Here is an 18,408-nt window from a genome sequence, read left to right as displayed (position 1 = left end):
CTCCATTTATTGTTTACCCGATTGTTCCATGTGTCATGGAAATCGCCTTTCCCTTCGCCGGCACTACCCGGATCAGGTAATATGGGTATGATCTCAGCCCGTTTGGTAGGGCACCCCTAATTCGATCTTTCTTCCCGCAAAGGTAGAAGGATTATCGAAGAATGAAAAGGTGTTGTTGAGTTGTGCTGTAGGAACAAGCAGATATATTCAAACTGGGATACTTTTTTAAATGCGTTCGCCCTGGTCTAGGGGGGATTTCCAATCCCCATTATCCCGGTTCGGGATTACAAATCCCGAACAGCTAAGCTTTTTATGCCACTTGTCTTTTTCAATTTAAGCAAAAAATCAGCGCAAATCATCATCATCTGCGTCATCAGCGTTCCATCAACCCCTCAACTTTTCCGCTTGACCCCATATCCGTTTAAACTGACGGCTATGGCCGTGGCGAGAGGCTCCATGGCCTGGCTTTTTGGCTTTATTCTCATTCCCCTAGGACAAGGTGCATGGTAAACATCCAGGACAGAAAAAAGCCCTCTCTGGGTTTGACCAGAAAGGGCAATATGATTGATAATATAGTTCAGATTATACTTTTTCCAATCCGGAAGATTTAGCTTTTCTCTTAATGGCCACGACGGTTTTTTCCGATGGTTCCATCATTTCATCATTGAGGCGTCCGAGCATGTCTATAGCGTCCAGATAGTCTTGCATCAAGCGATCGTCGATTTGCAAAAGCTGCTCAAAACCTTCGCTTTCCTCATCGCTCATTTCCTGATATAGATACTTTATCAGCTGTTCATTTGGGGTAAAATATTTTGTCATAGGCAACATTAATTTGTTTCAACTTTTTCCGCATGTTGATAAGCGCATAACGCATTCTTCCAAGCGCCGTGTTGATGCTTACTCCTGTTTGGTCAGCGATTTCCTGAAAACTCAAATCCATATAGTGTCTCATGATCAGCACTTGTTTTTGGCTTTCTGGAAGTTCGTCGATAAGCTCTCTGACCAATGCATGGGTCTCATCTTTGACCTTTTGGTCCTCGACATTGGAATCAGCAAATTTTAATGTATTAAAGAGATTGGAGCCATCCTCCATCATGATAAATGGATAGCGCTTCATCTTCCTGAAATAGTCTACAGCCAAGTTGTGCGCAATCCGCATCAGCCATGGCTGGAACTTCCCTTCTTCGTTATACCGGTCAGAGTTCAGCGTTTGGATTACTTTCACAAACACATCCTGTAACAGATCTTCTGCTACACCCTGATCTTTTACTATCATATAAATCGTCGTGAAGACACGGGATTTATATTTATCTACCAACACTTCGAAAGCAGCTTCACTCCCATTTCTGTACTGAGCGATCAATTCGCTGTCTTTCGGTCTTAACCTTTTACTCATAAATTCTGACGTTTAAATAACGTAGAAGTCTACTCCATATTGCGGGTTTTAGGGATGAAACAAATTCAGTCAAAGCCAAATGTATATATTTGAAATACACAATGCAATGAATTAACTGATTTTTTTATGCAAAATATACCTGACATCAATACTTATTCGGAATATTTATTCGTTAAAATAGATAAATCAAAATAATCAATCGATTTTAATTTTATCGAAAATAACCCATTAATAAGTCAATTTTTATACCAAAAATTACGTAATTCATAAGATACATGGACGTGTGATAAAAAATCTTTTAATAATAATAAAATCGCTCGTTTATCGTAGTCCACCAGACTCACTTGTTGTAGAAACCTTCATGAAGCTGTGGATATTATCAACAACCTTTAATTTAATTAACCATGCACCGATTAGTTGTCAAGTATTTTCTGTTCGCCGTACTGGGTACTGGGGTCATTTCCTGTAATTTAAACCAGCCTAACGCTACCAAAACCATAGCCCTTATTGGCGTGGATAAAGTCACTTTTGAAGAGGTCGCACCCTGTATCAACGTAAGTTTTAACGGTAATCTAGATCAGAAAAAAGCCCTAGAGTCTTTGATGAAAGGAACGGAAATGGCAAAGTTCAGGGTAGACATCACCAGTGAAAACTTCTATAAGGACGGTGGGTACGATAGCAAAACTGGCGCAGGTGATTTTACTTATGGAATTAGCTATACCGTGGTCCTGAACAAGGCCACCGAAAAAGACCTCATCAGTAAATTGCTTGCCGAAAATAAGCTCCCTGTCAACATCAATAGTAGCGGTTACTATCTTTCGCCCCAAAAAAATAAAGCCCTCCAGGACATTGGGTTTCAAAAGGCCTTGGCCAATGCCAAAAGCCGCATCAATGCTTATGCAGATTCACTGGGCATGCAGTATGAAGTCATGGATATAGAGGAAATCGATGACTATCAGCTTTACCCTGCCAATGGAATCATTTACACTGATGAACTGGTCAAAAAAGTTAAGGTTAAGGCCCATTTAACGGGGGATTAGGAAGAAGGGGAACTTTTCCAGTAAATTCAGCTTTAAACAAATTACCAATTCACAGGTTGACTTGGTATCTTTGTAAGCTATGAATGAGACAACTGCCTTGAATCCATCATCGATAGAGAATTTAGACCCCAAAGAATACATCATCATCAAGAACGCTCGGGTAAACAACCTGAAAAACCTGAGCGTGGCCATCCCGCGCAACAAACTGGTGGTGGTGACAGGACTTTCAGGTTCTGGCAAGTCCAGTTTGGCTTTTGACACGTTGTTTGCCGAAGGCCAGCGGATGTACGTGGAGAGCCTGAGCTCTTATGCCCGCCAGTTTCTGGGCAGAATGGAAAAACCTGATGTGGAATACATCAAAGGGGTTTCTCCGGCCATCGCCATTCAGCAGAAAGTGTCCACCAAAAATCCCCGGTCTACTGTGGGCACCACCACAGAAATCTATGATTACCTCAAGCTCCTTTTTAGCAGAATCGGCCACACCATATCGCCGGTAAGTGGAGAAGAAGTGAAGCACCATACCGTTACCGATGTCGTGGATTTTGTCCATAGCTTTGAAGAGAACGATAAAGTGATGATCAGCTGTCCGCTACAGGCAAATGCTTCTCGCAGTATCGAGAAAGAGCTGGAAATACTGCTTCAAAAAGGATTTACACGGGTTATCATTGATGGTGAGGTCTACTATGTAGAGGACCTGCTGGAGGAGAAGGAGATTCCAAAGGGTGAAATGGAAATCCTGATCGATAGGGCTGTGGTCAGAAAAGATGACGAGGACAACCACTTCCGAATTGCGGATAGTGTACAGACAGCTTTCTTTGAAGGGCATGGAGACTGTCACGTGGTGGTACCTGGAAAAGAAGCGCGCAATTTCAGTGACCGATTTGAGCTGGATGGAATATCCTTCGAGCTTCCATCGGTTAATTTCTTCAGCTTTAACAACCCTTACGGTGCCTGTAAAACCTGCGAAGGATTTGGTTCAGTGCTGGGAATAGATCCTGATCTGGTGATTCCAGACAAGTCGCTTTCTATTTACGAAGGGGCCATTGCCCCCTGGCGTGGGGAGACCACCAAAAAATGGGCCGCTCCGTTGATCAAAAATGGCATTCGCTTTGATTTTCCCATCCATAGACCATACGAAGAATTGGACGATGAGCACAAGGAGCTGCTCTGGAAAGGAAATAGCCATTTTAAAGGCCTGGATGCTTTCTTTGAGCACCTCCAGAGCAAGACCCATAAAATCCAATACCGCGTGATGCTCTCCCGCTTTCGTGGGAGGACCACTTGCCCCGATTGTAAAGGTACTCGTCTTAGAAAAGACGCAGCTTATGTAAAGGTCAATGGCCACTCCATCACCGATATCGTCTTGATGCCCATCGATAGGGCGCTGGATTTTTTCCAAACTATCCAGCTCACCGAGGCAGAAACAAAAACGGCCAATCGACTTCTCAAGGAGATCTTGAACCGATTGGAGTACATCGATAAAGTTGGTTTGGGCTATTTGACGTTAAATCGCCTTACCTCTAGCCTCTCGGGCGGGGAATATCAGCGGATCAAGCTGGCTACTTCGCTGGGAAGTGCTCTGGTGGGATCCATGTATATCTTGGATGAGCCAAGTATTGGCCTGCACCCAAGGGATAGCGACCGGCTGATATCGGTGCTCCAATCCCTTCGTGATATGGGCAATACGGTCATTGTGGTAGAGCATGAGGAAAAAATCATGAAAGCGGCAGATGAAATCATTGATATTGGCCCGGATGCGGGCAATAATGGCGGTGAGTTGGTATTTCAGGGCAAGCTCCAAGACCTTATCAGCCATGGCGAAACCTATACGGCAAAATACCTAAAGGGTGAAGAAAAAATCGACATCAAGCAGGGCAATAGAAAATGGAAGGATAAAATCCTGGTCAGTGGAGCCCGTGAAAATAACCTGAACAACATCAATGTGCAGATTCCACTGCACACCCTTACGGTGATCACTGGGGTCAGTGGTTCAGGCAAATCCACCTTGATCAAGAAAGTGCTGTATCCGGCATTGGGCAAAATGCTGGGAACGGTAATCGATGAGACGGGCAAATTCGATACGCTGGGCGGAGACTACAAGTCCATTAGTCAGGTGGAGTTTGTGGACCAAAACCCAATAGGCAAGTCTTCCCGATCCAACCCTGTGACGTATGTGAAAGCTTATGATGCCATTAGGAGCTTGTTTGCTGATCGTCCCACATCTAAGCAGCGCGGTTACAAGCCGGCTTTTTTTAGCTTCAATGTAGACGGAGGCCGCTGTGAAGCTTGTCAAGGTGAAGGCACACAGAAAATCGAAATGCAGTTCATGGCGGATATTTTCCTTACCTGTGAATCCTGCAAGGGGAAGCGTTTCAAAAACGAAATTCTGGACGTCACTTATAAGGACAAGAATATCGCAGATGTCCTCGACATGACCATTGACGAGGCAATGGAGTTTTTTAAAGGCAAAAATGCGATCATCACACGTCTTCAGCCCCTCCAAGAAGTAGGCTTGGGATATATAGGTCTGGGGCAGAGTTCAAACACCCTTAGTGGAGGGGAAGCCCAGCGGGTGAAGTTGGCCTCCTTTCTCGGTAAGGGCGGTAACAAGGCCAAAGACCATGTGTTATTTATCTTTGACGAGCCTACCACAGGACTCCACTTTCATGACATCAAAAAACTGCTCCATTCCATCAATGCGTTGATCGAGGAAGGGCACTCTGTCATCATTATTGAGCACAATACCGAGGTCATCAAATCTGCCGATTGGGTCATTGACCTAGGGCCAGAAGGCGGTGAACGTGGAGGAAACGTGACCTTTGAAGGGACGCCGGAAGCATTGCAAGAGGTGGAGGATAATTATACCGCGAAGTACTTGAGAGAGTCGTTTTCTTAATGGGATGTTAGAAAAATGTTATCCTTCAGTATGAAAGAAACTTTTCCGATGGCTTTGGGGTTAAAAAATATACTTTATAAAATAGAAGTGCTCCAGGTCAAGTACATTCAATTTATTATTATATAGGTTGCCAAGATTTTTATCGAGAACAAATGAAACATCTTAATTATCATCAAGTTATTGTTTGGGTATTTTTCAGTCTCCTTTTTTCATGCAATGCCCCCAAGTCCACAGAGAGCAGTTCTCCCATGGGCTGGCGCGAAGTCACCACACCTACAGAAGCTTCTCTAAGAGGTTTGTCACCGTTGACAGCCGATATTGCTTGGGCGACAGGAAGCAATGGGCGTTGGATGCTTACGATGGATGGTGGTGAGCACTGGGACGAGGGCGTGATTGCTGGACTGGATACGGTAGATTTTAGGGATATTGAGGCCTTCGATGCCAAGACGGCAGTAGCCATTTCGGCAGGTCAGCCAGCGGTAATTTATAAGACCACCGATGGCGGGAAGTCATGGGAAAAGAAATACGAAGGGCCTGAAGAAGCGTTTTTGGACGGATTGGCCTTTGTGAATGAAAGAAGAGGATACGCCTATGGAGATCCTGTGGATGGCAAATGGATGGTGCTGCTTACCCTGAATGGTGGAGATACCTGGGAAGCCCTCAACCGTACGGCAAAAGTACCTGAGGGAGAAGCCGGCTTTGCGGCAAGTGGATCGGGGATTTTGGCCAAAGGTCATGAAATCTGGATGGCCAGTGGAGGAGTCAAAAGCAATATCTACTATTCGGATAATGGCGGTGTGGACTGGGATACTATCCCGGCACCACTTATACAGGGCGAACCTTCCCAAGGCATTTTCTCCCTCACTTTTATGAACAAAAGGCATATTGTAGCTGTTGGTGGGGATTACCTGGATGCTGATAATACATCAGGAAATAGTGCTTTTTCATTTGATCGTGGCCAGACATGGCAGCCCACAAAAGGTACACCACCCTCTGGGTACCGTTCTGGAGTTTCCTATTTTCCTGAAAAAGGCTGGCTTATTGCCGTAGGCCCTAATGGAAGTGATTTCTCTAAGGACGGCGGGAGCAATTGGGCCAATTTCTCCAGTACCGGCTTCCATGCTGTGAAGTGCTCGAAAAACGGAGAAGCCATCTGGGCATCAGGGGCAGATGGCCGGGTAGCTAAGCTTGACTATTAGGAATCAAATATATCTAGTGTTTAATTATTAAATCAGGTTGTTTAATGTTATATTAGGAAAGGTTTGACTAGAAACAGGAGCTTTTTATACCATCCAGAAGGGGTAGAGAGCACAAACCTACCAATAACCCATAACCTAGACCCAACATGTTTGAAATAATTCCATCCATATGGATCATCAATGGAAAGTGCGTCCGTCTCAGAAAAGGTGACTTTAGCACCGAGCAGGTGATTTCTCACAATCCGCTAGAAATAGCACAGGAATTTGAGAATTGTGGAATCGAACGGGTACATTTGGTTGACCTTGACGGTGCCCGAAGAGGTAGTCCCAAAAACTATCATATCCTTCACACGCTTGCCGCCTACACTTCCTTGAAGGTAGATTTTACCGGGGGTGTTGGTACGGACGGTGATGTGATCAAAGTCTTTGAACATGGCGCAGACACCATCACCGCCGCCACCGTAGCGGTCAATTCCCCAGAGAAATTCTCCCAGTGGCTGGTTTCCTATGGACGCGAAAAAATCAATATGGCAGCAGACACTGACCCTAAAGACCACTTGATCAAAATAAGAGGCTGGCAAAAAAACACCAACATACACTTGCTGGATCAGATAAGCTATTTCTATGATAGAGGGCTTAAATACCTTAAATGTTCCGATATCACCCGGGATGGTGTCATGGAAGGCCCAAACTTTAAGCTCTATGGAGAAATTGTAGAGCGATTTCCGAACATCCACTTGATAGCTAGCGGAGGTGTTCGGAATGTGGAGGATTTCAAAAAATTACGCGATTTGGGTTTGCGTGGAGTGGTCTTCGGTAAAGCCTATTATGCCGGCAACATCACAGCTGAAGAACTCAAAACCTTTATCGCCAGCTGTAAAGCCCCTATTTAAACCCGAATTCTAAGACGTTGAGAAAGTAACGTATTTAGTTTTTTGAAGGGAAACACTTTTCGTGTAGGGCAGCTATCATCCGTGCCGCTGGCACTTTGCCGCAGTTTGTACATTAGGAATAGCAGCAACCTGTCCCGGCAAATACTGAAAGAGCACGAGCATCAGTTGGTCTAAAGAACGAATAATTCACCGCAGCTATCTGCCCAAATGGGCATAGCCGTCAGGCTGACGTCTTTAAGTTGCCAAAAACTTATATTCATATTGGTTTCTGTGCTATCCACAAATGGATTAGGGGGGTTGCAAATCCCCATTATCTCGGTTCGAGATTATAAATCCCGAACAGCTAAAGTGAAACGGCTGATTTTGAAGCAGTTTAAGGTCGCAACACCTGTGCGCCGTGGCGTAGATAGGCTAATGCATATTCCGGGTTTAAATACGTTCGCCCTGAACGCATTGGCTGTTGTTTGTTTTCCTTCAATTTTCTTACATTTGGGAGCAATGACAGTCACTGAGGTAAAAAACAAATACAGGCTTGGAAGGATGTTCATGAGGTACCTCAGCCTAAGGAAGGTGCTGAATTATATGTTGCTTTATGGCTCTTTCCATTGGTCCCGGCTGATCAAAAGACCGCATTTGCTTGGCCTTCCCATCGCCATGTCCATCGAACCCACTACGGGCTGTAACCTCCGCTGTCCAGAGTGTCCATCTGGCCTGCGCAGCTTTACGCGTCCCACAGGAATGCTCGATAAAAATCTCTACCAAAAAATCATCGAGCAAAGTGCCCATCACCTTGCTTACCTGCACCTTTATTTTCAGGGTGAGCCATTTTTACACCCTGGATTTTTGGATTTGGTGAAATATGCAGACGAGAAGGGGATTTTTACGGCTACCTCTACCAATGCCCATTTCCTGAATGAGAAGACCGTTCCAAAAATCCTTTCTTCTGGCCTCAAACACCTTATCGTTTCGGTGGATGGCGCATCACAGGGCGTCTATGAACAGTACCGGATTGGTGGAAACCTAGAAAGGGTGAAGAAAGGAGTCCAACTGCTAATTGCGGAACGGAATGCCGCAGGAAAGCAATTTCCGCAAGTGATTTTCCAGTTTTTGGTAACAGGCAAAAACGAGCATGAACTGCCGGATATCCAACGCCTGTCCGCTTCTCTCCAAGTGGACGAGCTCCAGCTCAAGACGGCACAGATCTATGATTTTGAAAATGGGTCTGACCTGATTCCAAAAGATCTTCAATACTCCCGCTATTTGCCAAAGGGAAATGGTAAATGGCAACTAAAAAAACCTATCCGCAACAAATGCTGGCGGATGTGGCAAGGAGCCGTAATTACCTGGGATGGAGATATGGTGCCATGCTGCTTTGATAAAGATGCCAACCATAAAATGGGCAGCTTGGTAAAAGTCCCCCTCAATCAAATCTGGCACAATACGATGTATCGCACCTTTCGAAAGCAATTGCTAAAAGACCGCACACAAATAGCAATATGTAAAAACTGTTCGGAATAATGTCGTTTATGCTTTTCTTGTAATTTCTCATTTTTGGAATACATAGTGAATATTCTAGGGGAAGGGAAGCTTTCTACTGCGATATAAAAGTTTAGGGACTCAACAATCCTTCATTTTTTTAAAAAACGATAATTGTGTTTTATTTGAAATATTCATATTGATACTTGCAAAAACACAATATAAAATTCAAGTATTTTTTACTCAAACGATAATTGCGTGGTGTTGATTTCTGTCATATATAGGTTAATTCTACAGATTACAGGGGTATTTTTGACAAGAAATGTTAATTTTTCTTAAAAAAATAACAAAAACTACCTTATATTTCGATTGGAGAAATTCATTACTAAATAAACAGTATATCGAATAATCCCACAAAACCAACATTAAATATTTAAAATCAATCGAATGAGGAAAAGTTTACTAAGTCTTATCTTAGCCCTCTTTACCATTTCGTCGGTTTGGGCACAGAGCCGAACCGTGACTGGAAAAGTTATTTCTGAAGAGGAGCCAAATGGAATGCCGGGCGTGAATGTTCTGGTAAAGGGATCCACAGTGGGTGCTATCACCGACTTGGACGGTATGTACACTTTAGAAGTACCAGAAGGCAGCAACACCTTGGTGTTTAGCTTTATTGGCTATAGCAGCCAGGAAATTAACATTGCTAACCAAAGCACTGTGAATGTCACCTTGACACCAGATACCCAAAATCTGGAAGAGGTGATCGTCGTCGCTTATGGATCTGCCGACAAAGGCAATTTTGCTGGATCAGCAGTAGCCATTAAGGAAGCCAAAATCGCCAACCGTCCCATCAACAGTGTGACCAACGTACTGGAAGGGCAGGCAGCCGGTGTGATCACCACTTCTGCCAGTGGCCAGCCAGGCGAAAGCCCAACTGTCCGTATCCGGGGTATTGGCTCTGTAAATGCCTCCCAGGATCCTCTCTATGTGGTAGATGGTGTTCCCTATTCCGGTGACATCTCTAACCTAAACCCTATGGACATAGCTGATGTGACGGTGCTAAAAGATGCATCTTCTTCGGCCCTTTACGGTGCCCGGGCGGCCAATGGGGTCATCATGATCACGACCAAAAAAGGAGGAGCAAAAAAATCTACCTTTAACCTCTCTGTAAGACAAGGGGTTTCTTCCAGGGCATTGCCAGAATATGATCGGGTAAATGCCGAGCAGTATTATCCACTGGTGTGGGAATCCCTCAAGCATGGACAAATGAACTCAAACGGTCTCGAAGACGGAGCGGCTAGCCAATACGCTTCTGAAAACCTGATCGAATTATTGGGATACAATATCTATAATGTACCTAATGAAGAAGTGGTAGGACTGGACGGTACCTTAAACTCCGGTGCAGTAAACAACTTTACCGGCCTTGACTGGTATGATGAACTGATCGGTACTGGTAACCGTGGCGAGTACAATATGTCGTATTCAGGAGGAACCGAAAAGACCGATTTCTACACCTCAGTAGGTTACCTTAACGAGAAAGGTTTCTTGATGAAAACGGATATGGAGCGCTTTACCGGCCGTATCAATGTGAATACGCAGGCCACTGATTGGTTCAAGACGGGCATCAACTTGTCCGCCACCATGGCAGATGGTAACAGTTCACGTACCTCTGGTAACTCCAGCTATGTAAACCCATTCTTCTTTGCCAGAAATATGGGCCCCATCTATCCGGTTTACCTTCAAAACCAGCAGACAGGTGGCTATATCCTCGATGCCAACGGTCAGCGGATCTACGATACAGGGGATATGACGAGTTTGGGATCGGTAAATCGTGGCCCCGGAGCATCTGTAGGACGTCATGTCGTGCAGGAAACCAGGCTGAATGAGGACTTGTATGACCGCGATGTGATCAGTGCAAGGGCCTATGCTGAAGTAAGCTTCCTAAAGGATTTCACTTTCCGTACCAATGTCTCTACGGACATGATTTCTTATCTGGGTATGGAATATGACAATAAAATCGTCGGTGATGGCGCTCCAGCAGGCAGGGCCAATCGTACAAATACCAGGAGAAATGCCCTGACCTTTAACCAAATCCTCAGCTATGCGAACACCTTCAACACAAAGCATTACTTCGAGGGATTAGTCGCGCACGAAAGTTATGACTTCAAGTACAACTACCAATATATTGCCAAGCAAGAACAAATTTTGGATGGGAATATCGAGCCGGACAACTTCGTAGTAACCAGTGCTGCGGACGGTCGTGTGGACTCGTACAGAATCGAGTCTTATTTCTCTCGGTTTAATTACGTCTATGATGACAAGTATTCTTTTTCTGCATCGATCAGAACAGATGGATCTTCCAGGTTCTTTGAAGATGTACGCTGGGGTACCTTCTGGTCAGTGGCCGGTGCTTGGAATATTGAGAAAGAAGCCTTCTTCAATGCCGATTTCTTTGACATGTTAAAGCTTCGTGCTTCTTACGGTGAAGTGGGCAATGATGGCTTGCTAAATGATGATGATACGCAAAATTATTATCCTTGGCAGGCGCTTTACAATCTTGACAATAATAATGCGTTGGAACCGGGGATCCTTCAAGGAAGTTTATCAGCGATGGAATTGCTTTGGGAATCCAATAATACCTTTGATGTAGGGCTGGATTTTGCTTTTGCAAGGCGCTTTACAGGTACATTGGAGTATTACTACCGAGTTTCTGAAAACTTGTTGTTTGACGTGCCTTTATCCCTCACTACTGGCTTGGAAAGCAGACCGATCAATATCGGTAGCATGGCCAATAGCGGGGTGGAGTTCCAGATCCAAGGTGACATCATTAGAAATCAGGATTTCACTTGGAATGCCAACTTGAACGTATCGACTTTCTCCAATAAATTCAAAAAGCTTCCTTTTGATGAACAAATCAACGGCACCAAAAAATATGTCGTAGGCGGATCGATTTACGATTACTGGTTGAGAGACTGGAGAGGCGTGGATCCTGAGACGGGATATGGGCTTTACACTGCTAATGAATACCTTAATCAAAATGGTGAAGTACGTGAAGATGTGAAAATCGTCGGAACAGACACGCTTACCACGGAATACACAAATGCCAAGCAGCATTTTGCCGGTTCGGCGATTCCTGATTTCTCTGGTGGATTGGCCAACACCCTGTCCTACAAAAACTTTGAATTAAGTGTATTGGTCAGCTTCTCGGTAGGTGGAGAAGTCTACGATGGACTGTATGCCAGCCTAATGAGCTCTAGTCCTGATGGAGATGCCCTTCATACGGACGCTCTTGATAGATGGCAGCAGCCGGGAGATGTAACTGATGTGCCAAGAATGGACAATATCAATGCTACCGAAACCAATGGTTCCTCGGACCGATGGTTGATTGACCGTTCTTACCTGAACTTAAGGTCGATAAACCTGAGCTATACCCTGCCGACTACTGTTCTTAGTAAGATAGACGCTTCCCGTGCCACGGTATTTATTGCCGGTGAAAATTTGGGCTGGCTATCCAAGAGAAAGGGGATGTTTGTGTCTGAAGAGTTTAATGGAACTACTTCCAATACCTACACTCCTGCCAGAACATTCACCTTGGGTCTTAATGTAAGCTTCTAAATGAGAATTACCATGAAAAAAATAATCCATAAAATAGTTCTATTGGCATTGATGGTAAACATTGGCTGTGCCAGTGATTACCTGGATACAGTGCCTACTGATGCAGTTTCTGAGGAATCTGCTTTTGCCACTACGGGCAATGCCATGGCGGCACTTAATGGCATTCACCGTGCCATGGGGCTTCGGTATGATTCCCAAGGTCAACCAGGAGAGCATGGTGCGATGATCATGCGTGATGTGATGAGTGAAGATGTCGTTATGACTGATCAGGCTAACGGTTGGTTTATAGCCATTGCTTCTTGGCAAAGACATACAGATGAAACTCGATCTGATGTGGAGTTTCTATGGAAATTTTATTATAAAATCATTGGCAATGCCAACATGCTTATCGATAAAATAGATGCAGCCGAAGGTACTCAGGAAGAGCGTGATGAGATCAAAGGACAAGCACTGGCTTACCGTGCTTGGGGGCACTTTAACTTGGTACAGTTATTTGCTGAGCGTTATGATTATAATGGAGGCAATGACCAAATGGGTGTACCTATTGTGACTGAACCAATTACTGAAGGAGGTCCACGAAATACAGTAGAGGAAGTTTATGCACAAATTCACCAAGATTTGGATGATGCCATTGCGCTACTTGACGAGACTAGAAACAATGCTTCCCACCTAAATATCAATGTGACCAGAGGAATCAAAGCCAGGGTGTTGCTTACTCAAGGTAAATTTGCTGAAGCCGCTTCAGAGGCCAATGCTGCCAAAGATGGCTTCGAGCTTATGGACGAATCAGGAATTCTTGGTGGTTTTAATGACTACAATAATTCAGAATGGATGTGGGGGTTTCATCAGATCGATATTCAACAAACTTATTTTGCTTCTTTCTTTGCCTATATGTCGGTAAACTTTAGTTCTACTAACATCCGAGGTAACCCTAAGGCGATATTTCAGCCTCTTTATGACCAGATCAGTGATACCGATTATAGAAAAAGGCTTTGGGACGCCAATGCTTCGGATACTCTATTAAGGGATCCATTTATCGATGAAGTGACCTTAGAGTCCTTTACGAAAGAGGATTACATGAACCGCAAGTTTGTGGCGCAAGCCAACGGTAGCTCCGTGGGTGATGTTCCTTATATGAGAGCAGCAGAAATGATCCTGATCGAAGCAGAAGCCTTGGCCAGGTCTGGCGATGATGCAGGAGCAGCGGCAGCTTTGTTCGAACTGGCTTCTGCCAGGGATCCAGAATATACCCAAAGTACCAATACGGGTCAGGCACTGATCGATGAGATCATGATCCAGCGCCGTGTGGAGCTGTGGGGTGAAGGGTTCAGGTTTTATGACCTTAAGCGTTTGAACCTGCCCTTGGACAGAAATGGCGGTAACCATGTAGGCATTGTCATCAATAGCAAGTTCTACGAAGAAGCAGGAACAGCTAATTGGCAATGGAGGATTCCTATAGATGAGTTAAATGCCAATGATAACATGATCCAAAATCCTACTGAATAAGGAGGAGGTTCTTCAAGTAACCTATTCAAAGCCCGGACATTCCATCCGGGCTTTTTTTTGTGCAGTTGACCAGTAGCTCATGCGCCATTCGCCCTTATCCCTTTTTAACCCGGATTATGCGTTAGGAATCGTAGTGAGAGCTGAAATTGCAAGAAAATCAGTTAGTTTGGAGGCATTAGCGTAGCACCGCTACGGTTATGCCGAAAACTAAAGTGAAACGGCTGATTTTGAAGCAATTTAAGGTCGCAACAGATAGGCTAATGCATATTCCGGGTTTAATTTGATTAACGAAGCAGGGCATTTAATTACAAACATTGCCCTCAATCAGTCGGAATAATTATCTTTACGGTGGTTTTCTATTTACGTGGCTAGATAATGAAAATTAATTCATTGGTCACCAAAACTGGGAGTGACGTGGCGAAGCTGTGTCCACTGCCTACGATAAATTAAACAAATCAGGAATAATGATAAAATTTTTAAACTTGGTGCTCGTGCAGGCCATGATGGGCTTGGCCTTGCTGTTGGCAGTTCCCCAAGGAGTTAATGCCCAGTCCATGTCTGACGTGGCCACCATTAAGGTAGATGAGCTATCAGATGATCAGGTCCGGACATTGCTCCAAAAAGCAAAAGATGCAGGACTTAGCAATACGGAGCTATTGGAAATGGCCCGCTCGCGGGGAATGGCCAATGCAGAAGTCGAAAAACTCGCTCAGCGGATCGAGCAGGTAGAAACCAGCTCCAAAACGGGTAAAAATAGCTCTACACTTGCTAACCGCAAACCCAGACAGCAAGCCAACCAACAAGAAATCCAACAAGGCTTTTATGCTAAAAAAGAGCAACCAACAGAAGTCAAAAAGAAGGATAGTTACTTTGGGTTGGATCTTTTCTATCAAAAGGACCGACAGCTGACTTTTGAGCCCAACTTGAACATGGCCACTCCTGATAGTTATGTCTTGGGCCCTGGTGATCTGGTCTATGTGGATGTATATGGTGCTTCCGAAAATTATTACGAATCCACCGTTACTCCAGAAGGTAACCTACTGCTGGAGAATATCGGCCCTATCGGTGTGTCGGGACTATCCATCGCAGAGGCCACTAGAGTGATCAAAAACAGGCTTTCACGATTCTATGCGGATATGCAGGGGGATGACGCAAGCACTTTTATGCAAATTTCACTCGGCAATGTACGCAGTATAAAAGTACATCTAGTGGGAGAATTGAGACTGCCGGGGACCTTTACCCTCAGTGCATTCAGCACCGTATTCAATGCATTGTATGCTGCAGGTGGTCCCACTAAAAACGGTACCATGCGAAACATCAAGGTGATGCGCAACAATAAGCAAGTAGCCACTGTGGATGCCTATGATTTTCTCGTCAATGGTAAGGCCAATATGGACCTGCAGCTACAGGACCAAGACGTGATATTGGTGGAGCCCTACCAGTCCAGAGTGACCCTCCAGGGCGCAGTGAAGCGGCCAATGGTTTTTGAGGTCAAAGGAGATGAGTCCTTTGCCGATGTATTGGACTATGCGGGAGGCTTTACTGATAATGCCTACAAGGATAAAATCAGCGTCACCCGAATTACCGATAAAGAAAAGACTGTCTCTGACGTATATAATGGGCAGTTTGATATCTTTACCGTCAAGGCCGGGGACCACTATACCGTAGGCACTGTCCTTGATCGCTATAATAACCGGGTACAGCTCAAGGGAGCAGTGTTTAGGGAAGGAAATTATGCCCTATCGGACGGGCTTACCCTTTCCCAGCTCATCGCGCGGGCCGATGGCTTGCGAGGTGATGCCTACCTTGACCGTGCCAGTATCTTGAGAACCCACGATGACCTCTCTACATCAGTCATTCAAGTGGATCTAAAAGAGGTAATGAACGGAACTGAAGAAGTCTACTTGGAAGAAGAAGATATCGTTAGAATCTCTTCGATCTATGACCTGAAAGACGAATATTATCTTAAAATTTCGGGAGAGGTCAGAGACCCTGGAATCTATCCGTATTCAACAGAGATGACGGTGGAAGATTTGATCCAACGTGCAGGTGGTTTTACGGAATCAGCCTCTAAAAACGACGTGGAGATTGCCCGTAGAATCCTAGAGGACCGAGAAAATGGTGAGATTGCCGACCTGATTCCAGTGGAGGTAAACCCTGATTTGGACGCAACCGCCAGCTCCATTACCTTGGCTCCCTATGACAATATCATTGTTCGTCGCAAGCCCAATTTTGCCTTGGAACGCATCGTGATGGTGGAAGGACAGGTCAATGCACCAGGGGAATTTGCCTTGAGAGATACCGAAGAGCGTATTTCAGATGTGATCAGCCGAGCAGGAGGGCTGACAGGTTATGCTTATCCGGCTGGCGCTACGCTGATTCGAAGGACGGAGTATTACCATACTGAATCAGAAAAGCTCAGAAAACAAAAAAATCTCGAAAAGCTTCTCGACCGGATCGACAATGGGGATCCTTCCGAAGCCCAGGCCCGTCAAATGCGGCGCTTGGAAAGGGAAACGCAGGATAGCCTTAGTGAACAGGAAAAGAGGGACTTGATCGCCCAAAGCCGTCAAGAAACACTTCATGATATTGGGCAGGGAGAAGGCACTGCCATCAAGATAAAAGAGACCGAGGCCATTGCAATTGACCTCAATGCCATCATAGAGCAGCCTGGTTCTAAGTACGACCTGATCTTAGAGGAAGGGGATATCATCAGCGTACCGAAACAGCTACAGACGGTGAGAATGCGAGGGGATGTTATCTACCCGACCACGGTAAGGCACGAAGACTTCAGAAGCATGAAATACTATATTGACCGTGCTGGGGGATTTGACAATAGGGCTAACCGTAAACGCACTTATGTGGTCTATGCCAATGGAGAAGTAGCCAGAACCAAAAGCTTCTTAGGACTCAAATCATACCCAAGGATAGAGCCAGGCTCAGAGGTGATCGTACCATCAAAGGGGCCTAGGGTTCCGCTAAGGATTGGGGAAATCATCGGTTTGACATCAGGATTGGCTACCTTGGCACTGGTCATCTCTCAGATCAATTTCGATAACGGATCAGGAAACTAATGGCAGAACAGAAGCACATCATCGACGATAAAATCACTTTCAGAGAGCTCATCCTACGAGGAAAGGGCTGGCTGGAATATTTTAGGAGCAAATCCAACATCATCATTATCATAGTGCTGGTGGGTGCCCTATTGGGGTTATTGGCATCATGGGTCAAAAAAACCAAGTATTCCGCTTCTACTTCTTTTGTGCTGGAGGAGCCCAGCGGAAGCAGCATGGGAGGCATATCAGGATTAGCCAGCTTGGCAGGCATTAACTTGGGCTCTCTTGGAAGCAGCAGTGGCCTGTTCCAAGGAGACAATATCATGGAGCTCTACCGCTCCGACAATATGCTGATCAAAACCTTGCTGACGCCAGCAGAGGACATCGATGGTAAACTACTCGTAGAGCAATACATCGATTTTCATGAGCTTGAAGAAAAGTGGAGCAAAGAGGTGGATTTTGGGAAGTTGGATTTTAGCCTACCTAGAGAGCAGTTTTCGGTACAGCAAGATAGTGTGATGAAAGAACTGGCCAAGCTGATCCGTGACAATGAACTGGCGGTGGACAAGCCAGACCGAAAGCTGAGTATCATCAAAGTAACGACTACTTCTAAAGATGAGCCTTTTGCCAAAGCTTACAATGAAAAGCTAGTGGAAAATGTCAACCAGTTTTACTTTGAAACTAAAACCAAAAAGACAGCTGAAAACCTCCAAATCCTGCAATCCCAAGCCGATAGTGTCCGGAAAGTGCTGGACCAAGACCTACAGGAATATGCCCGCCTACAGGACAATCGCCCCAACCCCAATCCCCTTATGCAACGTGCCATCGTAGATGCTGAACGCAAGCAGATAGACATCCGCGTATCCAGCAGTGCCTATGAAGAGATCGTCAAAAACCTGGAAATCGCCAAAATCAACCACCGCAACAGCTCACCGCTTATCCAGATCATCGACAAGCCACGCTTTCCTCTGGAGGAAAGCAAGCTGAAATGGTATGTCGGCATCTTTATAGGAGGAGTGGTGGCGTTTATGCTGGCCCTGTTTTACCTCTACATCTCTCGCCTATATCAGGCGAATATTAGGGTGTCCAAGAGCTAGATATGAGTATTGAGGTAGCAAAAATATGGCGTTGAGTCAGGAGACTCAACTTTTGCAGTCCCACGTCAGAGACGATGGGACAACGTTCAGTCGGTGTTGTGCTGGGTCTCTGCCCCAGCACTATGAAACATTGAGTCTCAGACTCACTTAAGCTGTTCTTGATGCCTGTGCTAAGCGTAACGAAGGACGAAATCATGAATGCGCTAGAAATGGATTTGTAATCTGCGTGATTGT

Annotated in this window: 11 protein-coding genes and 1 riboswitch; of the genes, 9 read left to right on the top strand and 2 right to left on the bottom strand. The window is 45.1% G+C overall.

The annotated features are described in order from the left end of the window. Positions 1 to 32: 32 nt before the first annotated feature. Positions 33 to 128, bottom strand: a riboswitch (TPP riboswitch). A 454-nt stretch (positions 129 to 582) separates the two neighbouring features. Together DN752_RS11060 and DN752_RS11055 are read right to left on the bottom strand one after the other, a co-directional pair. Continuing rightward, positions 583 to 819: a hypothetical protein gene (locus tag DN752_RS11060; RefSeq protein ID WP_112783999.1), complete on the bottom strand. Its 237-nt coding sequence runs from the start codon at positions 817 to 819 to the stop codon at positions 583 to 585. Further along, a complete protein-coding gene (locus DN752_RS11055; protein ID WP_112783998.1) occupies positions 794 to 1,396 on the bottom strand; it encodes an RNA polymerase sigma factor in 603 nt (200 codons plus the stop codon). Before DN752_RS11055 ends, DN752_RS11060 begins: the two co-directional genes overlap by 26 nt. 404 nt (positions 1,397 to 1,800) lie before the next feature. Between DN752_RS11055 and DN752_RS11050 the strand changes: the two genes are divergently transcribed. From DN752_RS11050 to DN752_RS11010, 9 genes are all read left to right on the top strand, one after another. Continuing rightward, a complete protein-coding gene (locus DN752_RS11050) occupies positions 1,801 to 2,436 on the top strand; it encodes an SIMPL domain-containing protein (RefSeq protein WP_112783997.1) in 636 nt (211 codons plus the stop codon). 79 nt (positions 2,437 to 2,515) lie between these two features. Continuing rightward, positions 2,516 to 5,332 (top strand): excinuclease ABC subunit UvrA, encoded by a 2,817-nt coding sequence (gene uvrA, locus DN752_RS11045; RefSeq protein ID WP_112783996.1) that lies wholly within the window; start codon positions 2,516 to 2,518, stop codon positions 5,330 to 5,332. A gap of 152 nt (positions 5,333 to 5,484) precedes the next feature. Beyond that, a complete protein-coding gene (locus DN752_RS11040; protein ID WP_112783995.1) occupies positions 5,485 to 6,531 on the top strand; it encodes a YCF48-related protein in 1,047 nt (348 codons plus the stop codon). A gap of 146 nt (positions 6,532 to 6,677) precedes the next feature. Then, on the top strand, positions 6,678 to 7,424 hold the full coding sequence (locus DN752_RS11035; protein ID WP_112783994.1) for a 1-(5-phosphoribosyl)-5-[(5-phosphoribosylamino)methylideneamino]imidazole-4-carboxamide isomerase: 747 nt from the start codon (positions 6,678 to 6,680) through the stop codon (positions 7,422 to 7,424). 498 nt (positions 7,425 to 7,922) lie between these two features. Next, on the top strand, positions 7,923 to 8,942 hold the full coding sequence (locus tag DN752_RS11030; protein ID WP_112783993.1) for a radical SAM/SPASM domain-containing protein: 1,020 nt from the start codon (positions 7,923 to 7,925) through the stop codon (positions 8,940 to 8,942). 405 nt (positions 8,943 to 9,347) lie between these two features. Then, on the top strand, positions 9,348 to 12,515 hold the full coding sequence (locus tag DN752_RS11025) for a SusC/RagA family TonB-linked outer membrane protein (protein WP_112783992.1): 3,168 nt from the start codon (positions 9,348 to 9,350) through the stop codon (positions 12,513 to 12,515). A gap of 12 nt (positions 12,516 to 12,527) precedes the next feature. Continuing rightward, the gene (locus tag DN752_RS11020; RefSeq protein WP_112786510.1) at positions 12,528 to 14,021 is read left to right on the top strand and encodes a RagB/SusD family nutrient uptake outer membrane protein; all 1,494 of its coding nucleotides are present in this window, start codon (positions 12,528 to 12,530) and stop codon (positions 14,019 to 14,021) included. Positions 14,022 to 14,485: 464 nt separating this feature from the next. Next, positions 14,486 to 17,095: an SLBB domain-containing protein gene (locus tag DN752_RS11015; protein ID WP_112783991.1), complete on the top strand. Its 2,610-nt coding sequence runs from the start codon at positions 14,486 to 14,488 to the stop codon at positions 17,093 to 17,095. Further along, entirely contained in the window at positions 17,095 to 18,174 is a 1,080-nt protein-coding gene (locus DN752_RS11010) for an exopolysaccharide biosynthesis protein (protein ID WP_112783990.1), read from the top strand. Before DN752_RS11015 ends, DN752_RS11010 begins: the two co-directional genes overlap by 1 nt. The last annotated feature ends 234 nt before the right edge of the window (positions 18,175 to 18,408 follow it).

The sequence above is a fragment of the Echinicola strongylocentroti genome (genome assembly GCF_003260975.1).
Taxonomy (GTDB): Bacteria; Bacteroidota; Bacteroidia; order Cytophagales; family Cyclobacteriaceae; genus Echinicola; species Echinicola strongylocentroti.
Note: the sequence above shows the minus strand (reverse complement) of the source record. Positions and strands in the feature narration are given on the sequence as shown.